The sequence below is a fragment of the Streptomyces sp. NPDC058671 genome (assembly GCF_042716475.1).
GTDB lineage: Bacteria > Actinomycetota > Actinomycetes > Streptomycetales > Streptomycetaceae > Streptomyces.
Genome location: NZ_JBHXSA010000011.1, coordinates 71946 through 85689, shown reverse-complemented (window position 1 = coordinate 85689; position 13744 = coordinate 71946). Strand labels below are relative to the sequence as shown.

At 72.1% G+C, this 13744-nt stretch carries 10 protein-coding genes and 1 pseudogene; 8 read left to right on the top strand and 3 right to left on the bottom strand.

Going from position 1 to position 13744, the window contains the following annotated elements; all coding sequences use genetic code 11:
• Positions 1-21 precede the first annotated feature (21 nt).
• Complete coding sequence (locus ACFWV2_RS16190; protein WP_384405776.1) at positions 22-2709, bottom strand: FAD/NAD(P)-binding protein; 2688 nt, start codon at positions 2707-2709, stop codon at positions 22-24.
• Positions 2710-2933: 224 nt separating this feature from the next.
• On the opposite strand from ACFWV2_RS16190, the gene ACFWV2_RS16185 reads away from it, so the two are divergent.
• The 5 genes and pseudogenes from ACFWV2_RS16185 to ACFWV2_RS16165 all read left to right on the top strand — a co-directional run bounded on the left by ACFWV2_RS16185 (position 2934) and on the right by ACFWV2_RS16165 (position 7891).
• Positions 2934-3395, top strand: coding sequence for an RrF2 family transcriptional regulator (locus tag ACFWV2_RS16185; protein WP_384405664.1), 462 nt, complete (start codon positions 2934-2936; stop codon positions 3393-3395).
• A gap of 168 nt (positions 3396-3563) precedes the next feature.
• Positions 3564-4085: pseudogene (locus tag ACFWV2_RS16180) on the top strand (phosphotransferase); the annotation flags it as partial.
• A 205-nt stretch (positions 4086-4290) separates the two neighbouring features.
• Entirely contained in the window at positions 4291-4599 is a 309-nt protein-coding gene (locus tag ACFWV2_RS16175) for a hypothetical protein (RefSeq protein WP_384405663.1), read from the top strand.
• Positions 4600-4750: 151 nt separating this feature from the next.
• Positions 4751-6151: an APC family permease gene (locus ACFWV2_RS16170; protein WP_384405662.1), complete on the top strand. Its 1401-nt coding sequence runs from the start codon at positions 4751-4753 to the stop codon at positions 6149-6151.
• A gap of 489 nt (positions 6152-6640) precedes the next feature.
• Positions 6641-7891 carry a PP2C family protein-serine/threonine phosphatase gene (locus ACFWV2_RS16165; RefSeq protein ID WP_384405661.1) on the top strand — a complete coding sequence of 417 codons (1251 nt, stop codon included), beginning with the start codon at positions 6641-6643 and terminating at the stop codon, positions 7889-7891.
• A 145-nt stretch (positions 7892-8036) separates the two neighbouring features.
• On the opposite strand, the gene ACFWV2_RS16160 is transcribed toward ACFWV2_RS16165, so the two are convergent.
• Complete coding sequence (locus tag ACFWV2_RS16160) at positions 8037-9083, bottom strand: fatty acid desaturase family protein (RefSeq protein ID WP_384405660.1); 1047 nt, start codon at positions 9081-9083, stop codon at positions 8037-8039.
• Positions 9084-9401: 318 nt separating this feature from the next.
• Here ACFWV2_RS16160 and ACFWV2_RS16155 point away from each other — a divergent pair, with 318 nt between their 5' ends.
• The 3 genes from ACFWV2_RS16155 (at position 9402) to ACFWV2_RS16145 (ending at position 11647) form a co-directional block, all read left to right on the top strand.
• Positions 9402-9827 (top strand): hypothetical protein, encoded by a 426-nt coding sequence (locus tag ACFWV2_RS16155; protein WP_384405659.1) that lies wholly within the window; start codon positions 9402-9404, stop codon positions 9825-9827.
• Between the two features lie 447 nt (positions 9828-10274).
• Complete coding sequence (locus ACFWV2_RS16150) at positions 10275-10691, top strand: DUF2243 domain-containing protein (RefSeq protein ID WP_384405775.1); 417 nt, start codon at positions 10275-10277, stop codon at positions 10689-10691.
• Positions 10688-11647 carry a cytochrome c oxidase assembly protein gene (locus ACFWV2_RS16145; protein ID WP_384405658.1) on the top strand — a complete coding sequence of 320 codons (960 nt, stop codon included), beginning with the start codon at positions 10688-10690 and terminating at the stop codon, positions 11645-11647. The genes ACFWV2_RS16150 and ACFWV2_RS16145 overlap by 4 nt, the downstream gene beginning before the upstream one ends.
• 239 nt (positions 11648-11886) lie before the next feature.
• Here ACFWV2_RS16145 and ACFWV2_RS16140 read toward each other — a convergent pair whose 3' ends face one another.
• Positions 11887-13521, bottom strand: coding sequence for a cellulase family glycosylhydrolase (locus ACFWV2_RS16140; protein ID WP_384405774.1), 1635 nt, complete (start codon positions 13519-13521; stop codon positions 11887-11889).
• Positions 13522-13744: the final 223 nt, after the last annotated feature.

Genomic DNA, 13744 nt, shown 5'->3' with positions numbered 1-13744 from the left:
ACGTCCCCTTCCCTCACGCCGTCAGAGGCTCAGTCCGGCCAGCCTGCGCCGGTCGAGCGGGGACGCACGGCGATCGAGGCGTTGTTCGAGGAGGTGGCGGGCGGTGTCGCTGTGCCCCGCTTCCACCAGCGCGTACAGCAGGGTCTCCTCGACGACCTCGCGCTGTGCCGCGCTACCTCCCACACGGCGCAGCGAGGGCAGCAGTCCGCGGAGTTCCCGCACCGCGGTGGCCCATTCCTCTTCGAGGACCGCTTCCAGTGCGCTGCAGAGCGGGACGACGACCTCCCGCTGCACCGGGTCCGCGCCGGCCGCGTGGGTGCGCAGGCGGCGGAGTGCGGGGAGGTCGCCGGCGGCGGTGAGGGCGACGGCGCTGTGGAGGGCCGTGAACGCGGTCGCCGGACGTTCGACGAGATCGCGGGCGACGGTGTCGAGCACTCCGTCGACGGGGACGCGGCCGGTCCAGCTGCGGGACATGCGGGCCCTCCACAGCAGAGAGCCGGAGTCGACGAGGGCCCGCACCCCGTCGACCTGGCCCGGCGCGAGCTGGGCGAACCAGCGGCGGCGTACAGCCGCGGAGTCGTCGAGGGCCAGTTCGTGGAGGGCCACGTGCCAGGAGAAGTGCGCCCGGTGGACGGCGCCCCGCCCCTGGCCCCCGATCCAGCCGTCGAGCCAGTCCCGGCCGGTGCGGTGCTCACCGGACTCGTAGTGGACGTGGGCGAGGGCGTGCACGGCGTGCCCGGAGGCGGGTTGGGCGGCGAGTGCTGACCGGGCGAGGTCACCGGCCTCCTCGATCCTTCCCTGCTCCTGCCGGACGAAGGAGAGGAGCGAGGTGTGGAACCAGTGCCCCTCGTAGGCGGACGCGGTCCTCTCCACCAGATCGAGGGCGAGTGTGCCGTCGAGATCCGTGATGCCGGAGAAGGCGATGGTGGGAACGCCGATACCGAGCACGAACGCGTCGGCGGGGAACCGGCCGAGGTGGTGGATGAGCGCGGTGTCACCGTCGCCCGTTCCCTCGCCCGCGGCACCCGCGTGGGCCTCGCGGTCCCTGATGCGGCGGGTGACGACGTCGACGAACGACCGCTCCCGCTCGTCGCCGCGGTCCCGCACGCTGCGCTGGGCGTCCGCCAGCTCCCGGGCGACGTCGACGTCCGCTCCGCACTCGTGACCGAGCAGGGCGAGTGCGGCGTGCCCGAGCGCGAACCCGGGGTCGAGTTCGGTGGCGCGCGCGAACGACTCCGCCGCCTTCGCCCGTACGGTGATCACCCGGGTGAGTCCGCAGCGGAAGGACGCCGCAGCCGCCGCATGGGTGGACAGCGGCAGCCCGAACTGGTCGGTGGGCCGACGGCGTACCGGACGGGGAGCACTGGTGAGCGGGCCGAGTACGGCCTGGGCGACCTCCTCGGCCTGGGTACGGATCTCGGGGATCGCCGTCGTCTCCCACAGCTCGCCTCGGCGGGGCGAACCCAGCGTGAACAGCGGCCGCGTCAGGCGCCCCTGGGCGTCGAGCAGCCGGCCGCCCTCGGTGGACACCCCGATGCCCAGCGGTCCGGGTACGGCGAGACCGTCGGACAGCAGCCCGCTCCACAACGGGTCGCCGCCGGCGTCGGCCCGCAGCCCCGGCCCGGTGCAGTCCACCACCCAGCCCACGCGCAGCTCACGGCCGTCGGCGAGGGAAACGACCAGGCCACCGTCGCTGCACGGTCCCGCGGCGGCGACCCGGCCGACGTGGACCTGGAGCCTGCGGGTGGCGCGTGCCCGGGCGACGGCCTCGGCGGTGGAGGGTGCCATGCGATGCCGGTGGACGTTCCACGGGGTGGCGTCACGGCCGAGGAACTCCGCGCGCTCGTCGTCGGTGAGGCCCTGCCAGAGCCGTACGATCTCCGGCCGCAGCCCGTCGAGTGCGGGCCGCCAGTCGCCGTGGGCCCGCCGCGTGGCGGCGAAGTGCCGCATCAGCTCCCTGCGGAGGCGGTGGAACGGGAGGGCCGCGAGCCCTGGCGGCGGCGGTACGGGAGGCAGCGGGGCGACCGCGTGCGGCTGGGGCAGCAGCCCGCTGCGGGACACGGCGTGCACCGTGCGGCCGGGACGGTCGAGGGTGAGCGCGAGATCGACGGCGGTGAGACCGGTGCCGACGAGGAGGACATCGTCCGACTCGCCGACGGCGTCGAGCGCGCCCGGCCTCCAGGGATGGGGGACGAACCGGTCGGAGGCGAGCAGCTCGGGCGGAGCCCAGCCGGCCCGGCCCGCCGCGGGCCCGGTGGCGAGGACCACGCTGTCCGCCGTGATCGTGCCACCGTCGGCGAGCCGGAGTTCCAGCCGTTCCCCGGTCGCGTCGGCGCATCCGGTCACCCGGGTGCGCAGTCGCCGTACGGAGACCGTGCCGTGCGCCCTGATGGCGGCCCGGCCGAGCGTGTCGGCGAGGTACGAGCCGTAGCGGTACCGGGAGACGAAGTCCGCCGTGGTGACGGTGGATTCGCCGTGCCGACAGAGCCAGCGCCGGAAGTGGCCCGGATCGTCCGGGTAGCAACTCATACCGCCGACGGGCACGTTGAGCCGGTGCTCGGGTACCTCGGTGGCGTACGCGGTACCCCGGCCCGCCTCCGGCGCGGGGTCGACCAGGACCAGCTCGAGCTGGATACGGCGTCGGCCGGCCGCTTCGCACAGCTGGACGGCGACGAGTGCGCCGGCCGCGCCCGCGCCGACGACTGCCACGGTGCTGCGAGGACGGGCGGACTCGACGGACGGCGAGGACACGACAGGCACCACGGAGACCTCCGGACCAGGGCTGGGTACTGCGGACCAATGTTCACTATGTCGATGGACAAAGTGGAGTGGCAACGCCGCTTCCGGACAACAACGTGGCGCCGGAGTGCTGTTGACGAGCCCGTGAACGCCGCTCCAGGTCAGGTCCCCGCCACTCGTGAGACATTGAGTCCGTGAGGATCTCAGCACGAACGGACTACGCCATCCGGGCCATGGCCGAGTTGGCCTGCACGTCGGACCGGCCCCTCAAGGCCGAGGACATCGCCGGACGCCAGGACCTTCCCGTCCGCTTTCTCTTCGTCGTGCTCAGCGACTTGCGGCAGGCGCGTCTGGTGCGCAGCGTGCGCGGCCCCGACGGTGGTTACACCCTCACGCGGCCGCCCGCGGAGATCACCCTCGCCGACGTCATCCGCGCGATGGACGGACCGCTCGTCAGTGTGCGGGACCTGAAGTTGACGGGCCTCGAGTACCAGGGTGCGGCGGCTCCCATGCCGGACGTGTGGCGTGCGGTGCGGACGAGTCTGCGCCAGGTACTGGAGAGCACGACCCTCGCGGATTTGGCGACGGGCACCCTGCCGGAGCTCGTACGGGACCGGGCCCGCGACTACAACGACGACGTGCGCACGTACCCGTAGCGCCTGTGGTCGCTCGGCGTCCCACCCCCTACGCTCACGGATGTGCTGCCCCCCACCGAACCTTCTGAGCCCCGCGGACCCGTCGGCGGCCCAGCACAGCTCGAAGCCCAGCTGGAGCAGGATTCGCCCATGCGCTGGGTTGAGCCAGACCCGCAAAGGGCGCCGTGCGGGGCGTCGGCGGCGTGGGCCGCGGCCGGCGCCGCCATCCGGAAGCTGCACGACGCGCCGCTGCCGCCCCGGCCGGGCCGGGGCGGCAGGGGCATCGTCGCGCTGGCGGCGGAACTCGACGACGAGTGCGAGTTGCTCGTGACGAACGGACTCCTTCCCACTGACCTGGTCACCCGTAACCGCCGGGTCGCCGAGGCCTCGCTCCGGCCGTGGACTCCGGCGTTCACGCACGGTGACCTGCAGATCGCGCACGTCTTCGTCGACGGCGACGAGGTGACGGGCAGCATCGACTGGTCCGAGGCGGGCCAGGGTGATGCTCTGTACGACCTCGCCACCTTCACGCTCGGACACGAGGAGCACCTTGACGACGTCCTCGCCGGCTACGGCACCGACGTCGACCTCGACGTGATCCACGCGTGGTGGTCTTTGCGAAGTCTGCTGGCAGTTCGCTGGCTGATCGAGCACGGCTTCGACCCGTTCGCGCCAGGCTGTGAGGTCGACGTGTTGAGATCCCGGGTATGAGGCGGCGGGGGAACCGCTGTGCGTGCTGACGCATGGAGCAGGCCTTCGCCTGGGGCAATCGACTACCGCTATGGGCAAGCGCGCGCTCTCGTCACGGCAGGGTCGGTGTTCTGCGAGGACACCCGGCGAACCAGCCCGCCCCGAGGGACATCGACGACGACAGACCGGGCACTCGTTCGACTGATCGAGCATCGGGGAGAACGCCATGGCACGCGTCAAGCAGTACTCCGTCGCCGCTTCCGGGCAGTGGACGGACGAGGAGGAAGGCAGGCGCCGCCTGCCCGCCGGCGAGGTGCACGCCTGGGAGCCCGGCATGAACCAGACCGTGTGCGGTCTCTCCCTGAGCCGCTCCCAGCTCGGACGCTTCCCGCACATCACCTGGACGGACGCCTTCCCCGAGTCCGGCGGTGCGGCGGATCGCGTCCAGCGCCGATGTCCGCGCTGCGCCTCTGTCGCCGGGCGTCGCGGTGGCGACGCCCGCCCTCGGTGGCACCGCACCGACCCCAGGCCCTGAGCCGCCCCCTCCCCGGCGGGCGTCCACAGGGAATGGGGGCCTCCTGTACGCGCAAGCGCCTCCCGCCTCCCGCCCCGCGCGGTGTAGCGCTTGAAGGGTGAAGTGCTGGTGGGAGGGTGTGCTTCCCGTCATCCAGGGGATACGGGTCGACATGTCGACAGGTAAAACCGCGCCCCCGAGGGTCGCGACAGAAACGTCCCTCAACCGGACCCTCACCACTCCCCTGCTCTTCTTCTTCATCCTGGGAGACGTCCTGGGCGCCGGCGTCTACGTCCTGGTCGGCCAGGTCGCCGCAGACGCGGGCGGCGCCGTGTGGGTGCCTCTCGTCGTCGCCCTCCTGCTGGCTCTCCTGACGGCCGCCTCGTACGCCGAGCTCGCGACGAAGTACCCGAGAGCCGGCGGAGCTTCCCACTACGCCACACGGGCGTTCGGTCCGGCCGTCGGCTTCGTCGCCGGATTCTGCATGCTCGCCGCGGGAATCGTCTCGGTCGCGGCACTCGCCCGAGGCTTCGGCGGCGCCTACCTCTCGGCATTCGTCACGCTTCCCGTCGGACTGGTCGCCCTGGTCTTCCTGGCCGCTCTCGCGCTGGTCAACGCGAGGGGCATCAAGGAATCGACCCGTGCGAACGTCGTCGCCACCGTCATCGAGGTCGGCGGCCTCGCCGTCATCGTCGGCCTGGGCGTCTGGCTGCTGGCGCGTGGCGAAGGCGATACGAGCCGGCTCACCCAGCTCGGGACCCCGGAGAAGGGCGCTGCCGCAGCTGTCCTGAGCGGTTCCGTGCTGGCGTACTACTCCTTCGTCGGCTTCGAGACCTCGGTGAACGTCGCGGAGGAGACCCGAAACCCGCGCCGCTCCTACCCGCGAGCGCTGTTCGGCGCACTCGCGACGGCGGGCGTCGTCTACGTCCTCGTGGGGATCGCGGCCTCCGTCGCCGTGCCGACCGACACGCTCGCCGGTTCCAGCGGCCCGCTGCTCGAAGTCGTCAAGGCGGCGGGCGGCGTTCCGACATGGCTCTTCAGCGCCATCGCACTCGTCGCCGTCGCCAACGGCGCGCTGCTGACCGGCATCATGTCGTCCCGCCTCGCCTACGGCATGGCACGCGACGGGCTGCTCCCGACCGGTCTGACCAAGGTGCTGCCCGGTCGCCGAACGCCCTGGGTCGCGATCGTGGCCACCACGGGGCTGGCGATGCTCCTCGCGCTGACCGGCAGTGTCGCCGACCTGGCCTCCACTCTCGTCCTGCTGCTCCTTGTGGTGTTCTCCATCGTCAACACCGCGGTCCTCGTCCTGCGCAGGGACTCGGGCGAGACGGACCACTTCCGGGCTCCGACCGTGATCCCCGTCCTGGGCCTGATCTCTTGTGTCGTACTCGCCACACAGATCGAGGCGCAGGTATGGATTCGTGGTCTCACGGTGATCGCGGTGGGTGTGGTGCTTGCGGCGGTCGCCGCCACGAGGCGTGCGAAGGCCACCGGCGGGAGGCGGGGGGAGGCCGTCGGCACGAGCGGCTCGGACGAGGCGTCCGGCGCGGAACCGACCGAAACGAGGTGACCGTCGGCGATCGTCCGGTTACGGCGTCGTGCCATTGAGACCCGGTCAGCTGCCCTTCTTGCTGTCGCCGACGCCGGTGAGTGCAGGGGCGAGCAGCAGGACGCCCGCCCCTCCCCGTGCCCATGGTCGCCAGGGGGGCAGGCCGTACGATCACCGTCCTTCGGGCTCGTGAGCGTCAGTCTCGGTGATCGGGTCCCCGCCGTCCTCGATCTGGTCGTCTGTCCGAGTGAAGCTCTCGTCCGGCGCCCGCGAACTGCTGTCCGTGCCGCACCGTTCGCCGCTCGTCGAGACCGCTTCTTGGCACCCGACAGCACACCGTCACGTGGTGCAATGTGACGTGTCCGGTCGCCCTGGCACGGATGTGCGGACGTCCGGACGCAGTCCCGGCCGACATCGAGTAGTGAAGGATCGATCGTTGTGAGCTCAGAAGGGCCGGACGGCGGGCAGGCCCCTCGTCCCACCGCACGCGGGAGCCTCCAGGGCGGAACGATGACTTTGGCCGGGGCCTTGGAGGCGGCGGAGGCCGCAGCCCCCGTGGAGTCGCTCGACGTGGTCGCGCGCATGTTGAAGGAGCACCTCGGGGCGGCATCGGTGTCGTTCCTGATCACTGACTTCACCGGCAGTTCGGTCGTGCGGCTGGGGGCGGCGGGCAGCGTCGAGACCGATGAGCCGGCCCGGCGTATCTCTCTGCGAGGCACCCTCTACGACGACGTCATCCGCAGCCAGCGGCCGAGGGTGGAGGACGGGGGCGGAGGTGGGCTGGTGCGGGTCGTCGCCCCGGTGACCAACCGCGGCGACGCCATCGGGCTCCTCGAACTGTTCCTGCCCGCGGTGCCGGGCGCCGAGGTGATGCGGGAGATCGGTGAGACCGCGCACGCGCTGGCGTACATCGTCATCGCGAACCGGTCCCACACCGATGTGTACCAGTGGGGCCGGCGCACCACCCCGCTGAGCCTGGCCGCGGAGATCCAGCACCGGCTCCTCCCGGCGTCGCTGGCGTGTGAGGCGGCGCAGTTCGCGGTCGCCGGGGCGCTGGAGCCCGCCGAACACGTGGGGGGCGACACCTTCGACTACGTGATCGACCGGGACACCGTCCAGCTCTCCGTGACCGACGCCATGGGCCACGATGTCGACGCCGCGCTGCTGGCCACCCTCGTGGTGGGTGCCCTGCGCCGGGCGCGGCGGGCGGGCGCCGGACTCGCGGAGCAGGCCCGCCAGGCCGACCAGGCCATGCGGGAGCACGGTCGCAAGGGCTACGTCACGGGGCAGCTGCTGCGCATCAGCCTGCTCGACGGCCGGGCCGAGTTCGTCAACGCCGGGCACCCGTGGCCGCTGCGGCTGCGGGACGGGGAGGTGCAGGAGATCGTTCCCCGGGTCGACCTGCCGTTCGGTCTCAGCCCTCACGCCGCACGCGCGCACATCTACCGGGTGCAGTCGCTGGATCTGCGGCCGGGTGATCGGCTGGTGATGCTGACGGACGGCATGCTGGAACGCAACGCCGAGAACCTCGACCTGTCGGGCCTGATCGTCCGTACTCGCGAGCTTCATCCTCGCGAGGCCGCCCGCACCCTCATCGGGGCGGTCGTCGACGCCGGCCAAGGCCACCTGGACGACGACGCCACCGTCATGTGCCTGGACTGGCACGGTGTCGCCCATACCCAGCGGGACGCCGCCACCGGCGCCGACCTCACCGACGCCTCGGAACCCTCGAAGACGGAACGGCCCGCTGCCGGATCGTGAAGCCCGGGATGGACGGAAAGACGGCGGCCCCGGGCGGGGAGCCGCCGCGATGCACCCAGGAGCTGGTGGCCCTGGGATCGTCCGCCCCGGAGGCCGGCTCCGGGAAGGCACCTCGTACGGACCGTGCCGGCCACCGGGCGTTGCGTCAGGCGGTGCGCGGCCTTCTGAGGGGGGCTCCCGCCGCGTGGAGGCTGGCCAGGCTCTGGCGGTAGGAGGTGACGAGGCTGGTCTCCAGGTAGCTGACCCCGAGTTCCTGGCAGTACGCGCGGACGATGGTCTGGGCCCTGCGCAGATGCGGGCTCGGCATGCTCGGGAAGAGGTGGTGCTCGATCTGGTAGTTGAGACCGCCGAGGAGGATGTCGGTGAACCGGCCTCCGCGCACGTTGCGGGAGGTGAGGACCTGGCGCCTCAGGAAGTCGGGCCGGTCGGCACCTCGCAGGATCGGCATGCCCTTGTGGTTGGGGGCGAAGATCGAGCCGAGGTAGACGCCGAAGAGGCACTGGTGGACGAGGAGGAACACCACCGCCTTGCCGGGCGGCAGCACCAGGAACAGCGCGCCGAGGTAGGCCGCGAAGTGTGCGGCGAGCAGGGCCGCCTCCCACACGCGGTGCTTGAGCGAGCGGTCGAGCAGCGAGCGCACCCCGGACACGTGCAGGTTGAACCCCTCCAGCGTGAGCAGGGGGAAGAAGAGGAACGCCTGGGAGCGGCCGAGCAGCCTCGGCAGTCCCTTCGCCTCGCGGGCCTGGTCCTGCGTCCAGACGAAGATGTCCGGGTCGAGATCGGGATCGAGGTCCTCGTGGTTGGGGTTGGCGTGGTGGCGGGTGTGTTTGTCCTGCCACCAGCCGTACCCCATGCCGATGCCGAGATTCCCGGCGACGCGTCCTGACACCTCGCTGGCCTTGCGGAGGCGGAAGACCTGCCGATGGGCGAGGTCGTGCGCGAGCAGGGCCACCTGCCCGAACACGAAGGCGAGGAAACCGGCTGCCAGCAGCGTCCACCAGCTGTCACCGATCAGGACGAAGGCCGTCCACCCTCCGGCGTACAGGGCCGTGACGGCCGCGATGCGCAGCGCGTAGTACCCGGGACGCCGGGCCATGAGGCCGGCGTCCTGGATCTTCCGGGAGAGCCGGGCGAAGTCACTGCCGGTATCCATTCGTACGGGAGCGGGCCCGACCGTTGGTGAAGGGTTCATGATCAGATACCACTTTCCGTAACCCGGCGGAGGAGGGGCGCAGCCGAAGAGGGTGCGCGCGGTCGCGAGCGCGGCCCGGGCGGGGGCGGGCCGCCCCTGCCGAGGTCCGTACCCGGTACGCGGGTGGCGCTCCCCGTACTGCGCCTACCCGGGATTACGGACTTGACGTACGTCTCCTCCCGTCGCTTCCGTTCCGGTCTCCCGGCGAGCAGAAGCGTGGGCGGCACGCTCCGCAGGGGCGGAGTACCACCGTCGTGCGGAGTACCACCGAAGGGGAGGGGTAGTCGCGCATGAGCCGTACCGGAGGAGCTGAGATCCATGGTGATCCACATCGATAGGGGTCTGACCCCTCGCGTGTCGGACCCGGCCCACACGCTGCGTCAAGGAGCCCACGATCAGATTCTCGGCCTGCTGATGCTGGCGGTCGGCGTACTGCTGATGCTGATGCCCATGGCGACGCAGCTCGGCCCCAAGGACGCTCAGGTGAACGAGATGCTGGTCGGGCTCGTCGTCGCGTTCACCGCGGGCCGGCGCATGTACCGGGGCTCGGGACCGTGGTCCGACGCCGTCATCGGCATCGCGGGTGTCTGGCTGATGATCTCGCCCTTCGTCCTGGAGGCGCAGAACACCGCCGTTCACACGGCGGACCGGATGCTCGCCCTCGTGACCGGCGGCGTTCTGGTCGTTCTGAGTCTGGTGTCCGCGCTGATCTGGCGGCTGGACCGCAAGCGCCGCACCCGGTGACCCGGGCTCCCCACTGCGGCCGGCTCCTCGACCGGCTCTGTGTCACGGGAGCCCCGCCGTCGCCCGTCGGCCGCGAGCGAGGGGCGACGCTGCGGGTCTGCGCGGGGAGCCGGGAAGGACGTCCATGGGGCCGGCAGGCGCGTCGGGTAGGAGGCCGGGGCGGGTCGGTGGAGAGTGGTCGGGAAGGAGGTGGGCCGTGACGTCGTCCTTGCCGCACGGCGGTGGCCGCGCGGGCAATCGGCGGGGAGTGCCGCGTCGAGCGGGCATCCGGCGCGCGATGCCCCGGCGTGCGGGCACTCGGCGAGCCGTGCCACGTCGTGCGGGCACTCGGCGGGCCGTGCCGCCCCGTGGGGAGACCTTCGGCTTGGCGGGCCGGTGGTAACGGCCGGTGACGAGGAGGCCGTCGACCTCCCCCGCGATGCCCGGCGCTCCGTTGTGGTGTCCGCGATGATCGGGGCGGCGGTCATGGCGGCCGTCGACGAGATCGTCTTCCATCAGATTCTCGGCTGGCACCACTTCTACGACCGCTCCACTCCTGCTGTGGGGCTGCTGTCCGACGGTCTGCTGCACACGGCGGAACTCCTCGCGCTCGTCCTCGGCTTCGTCCTGTACGCGGATCTGCGGCGACGCGACGCCCTGTCCACCGGTCACGCCTGGGCGGGGCTTCTCCTGGGCGCCGGGGGCTTCCAGTTGTTCGACGGAGTCGTGGATCACAAGCTGCTGCGCGTCCATCAGATCCGCTACGGCGTGGAGATCGCGCCCTACGACTGGGCGTGGAACGTATCGGGCGCGGTGGTCCTCCTGGTCGGCTGCGGCCTTGCCGTACGTGCCCGCCGCCGTACGACGCGGACCGCCCCGAGGTGACGTCGCCGCACGGTCACTCCGGTCCGGCCGCGGGCGGCGTGGCGGCCCTCCTCGCGGGGGCGGCGTTCGTCGCGGTCGCCGCCTACCCGGTGGCCGCAGCCCGTCTCCGGCGTCGCGGTGACGCCTGGCCGTGGCATCGGGACGCGTCCTTCGTCGCGGGCGGGGCCGCGCTGGTATGGGCCGTCCTGGGCCCGCTGCCAGGGGGGCCGTTCACCGGGCACATGGTCCGCCATCTCCTCACCGGCATGGTCGGGCCGCTCCTGCTCGTACTCGCCCGTCCCCTCACGCTGCTGCTGCGCAGCCTGGCGCCGGGCCGCGGGCGCCGCGGACTCCTGGCCGTCGCGCACAGCAGGATCGCGTCGCTGCTGCTCTTCCCTCCCACCGCCGCGCTGCTGGACCTCGGCGGCCTGTGGCTGCTGCACCGCACGTCGCTGTTCGCCGCCACCCAGCACCGCCCGTTGCTCCACGCGGCGGTACAGGCTCACGTTCTGGCCGCCGGGCTGCTCTTCACCTTCGCGGTCTGTCGGCTCGACCCCGTACGCCAGGGAACCAGCGGCTTCGGGGTGCGCGGTGGCACGCTGCTCGCGGCCGGAGCCGCTCACGCCGTTCTCGCCAAGAGCCTGTACGCCACGGCTCCGCCAGGTGTCCCCATCGCCGCCGCCGACCTGCACACGGGCTCACAGCTGATGTACTACGGCGGGGATCTGGTCGAACTCGCGCTCGCCCTCGTCCTGGCCGTCCAGTGGTACACCGCCACGGGACGCGCGCGGGCGCGGGACCGACGCCGGCGTCAAGGCGAGGAACGGCGCCCCCGCCCCCGTCCCGGCGGCGCCCTCGGCCTCGGCCTCGACACCCGGGCTCCCGTCCCAGGAGGCGGGCGAGCGTGTCGCGGTACGGACGGGCCCGGACGAACAGCTCTTGTCCGGTGGGGCAGGCGGTCGCCACCCACAGCGTGAGCCACCCGGCCGCGTCGTGCCGGGGTTGCCGGCCCACCTACCTTCGGCCGGCGCGGCCTGCGGCTCCACCCCGGCGAACCCCGCATCCCTCGAAGCGGCGTCTTCCTGGGTCTGGTCCGGCGGGTGTCGTAGAGCTGGTGGGGGCAGTCCTGGTCGTCGCGGGGGTGGAGATCCGCTCGCCCGCCGCCCCGGCCGAGGAACGGCCCGGGCGGCGGGCGGTGTGTCCGCGCCCCGGGGGGTCAGGACGTGGTGCAGGGTGCGCCGTCGAGGGTGAAGGCGGCCGGGGCCGGGTTCGTCGCGCCCTTGGTCCCGATGAAGCCGACGGTGACCGCGCCGGACGGGGCGATGGTGGCGGTGTAGGACGCGGGCGTCACCGCGACCGCGCTGCCGGTCTGGGTGGCGGTGCCGCCCCAGGCGTGGGCGACGGTCTGCCCGGCGGCGAAGGAGAAGCCGAGCCTCCAACCCTGGATGGGGGTGGTGCCGGTGTTGCGCAGGGTGATCTCGCCCTGGAAGCCTCCCGGCCATTCGCCGACCGCGCGGTAGCCGACGGCGCAGCTCACGCCGGGGACGGGGGTGCCGTCGTCGGTGGTGACATCGACGGAGGCCGAGCGGGCGGAACGGTTTCCCGCCGCGTCGCGGGCGTACACGGCGAAGGTGTACGTGGTGTCGGCGGCGAGGCCCGTCACCGTGACCCCGGGTGTCGCGGTGGCCGCGACCGGCGTCTCGGTGGCGCCACTGACCCGGACGACGTCGTAGCCCGTGACTCCGGTGTCGTCGGTGGCCGCGCCCCAGGTCAGGGTGGCGGAGTCGGCGGTGACGGCGGTGGCCGAAGGTACGCCCGGGACGGTCGGGGCCTGGGTGTCCGGGGCGCCGCCGCCGAAGACGGTGGCCTCTCGCGAGGTCTGGGCGATGCCGTTCGCGCCGTGGAAGATCCGCTCACCCCAGCCGCTGAGCCGGCTCGGGTCGAAGTCGACGGCGAGGTCGAGGACGGGATCGGTGTTTCCGCTCCATGACCACGCGAGGTAACCGACGCGGAGTTCCTCGGCCGCGGCCATCATGGTGTCCTCGTCGGGGTCGCCCCACTGGTCGGCGGGTCCTCCGAACTCCCCGATGAGAATCGGGAGCCGGGCGGCGGTGAACGCCCCCAGGTAGTCCCTGATCTCCTGCGCGGTGTCGAAGACGCTGTACATGTGGATGGAGAAGACCAGGTTCCCGGTGGTGTCGGCGGCGTACACGGCCCGCGCTTCGGCCTTCATGACGCCCTGCCAGTCCTGACCCCAGTTGGGTGCGTCCACCATGATCGTGTGCGCGAGTCCGGCGGCGCGCAGCTTCTTCACGGCGGCGATGGTGGGCGCGGTCCAGCCTGCCGGGTCGGCGTTGCCCCACGGCTCGTTGCCGATGTTGACGATGATGTGGTCCTCCTGGCCCGCGAGGACACTCTTCAGACCGATCCAGTAGTCGGCCGCCTGGTCGAGGGTGCCGGCGGCCGCCTCCTCGCCGTACCCGGTGGTGTCGTGGACCTCAAGGACACAGATCAGCCGGTTGGCCTTGCAGTCGGCGACGACCGCTCGGACGTCGGCGGGGCTGTTCGCGGCCCAGCGGTGGCCGTTGGAGAGCACGACCCGGACAGTGTTGGCGCCGAGGGCCTTGATGTCGGCGAGCGCCTGGGTCTCGCCCGGATACCAGGTGTGGGCGTGGTTGACGCCCCGCATCACGAAGTCGTTGCCGTTCGCCTCCAGCAGCCGTCCGTCGCTGACGTGAAGTCCCGACGCCATGGCGTCGGCGGCCCGGGCCTCCGCGTGGACGCCCCCGAGGAGGACGTACGCGAGCAGAGTCGCGATCCCGGTCACGAGGGCGAGGACGGCACGGGACATGGGCGCTGCTCGCGTATTCACGGGGGCCTCCAGTCGTCGAGGGGTGCTCCCGAGGGGTGGGAGCGCTCCCATGAAGTCATCGCGACGCTGACACGTCAAGACCTTGGGCAGGTAACTGTGTTGCGCAGAGGCTTTTCTGATGTGCTGTCAGGCGCTGCGCGCAGCTGCGATCGTGGCGGCGCCGGCCTGCTCCCGCACCCTCGCCGGGCAGGTCATCGTCTCG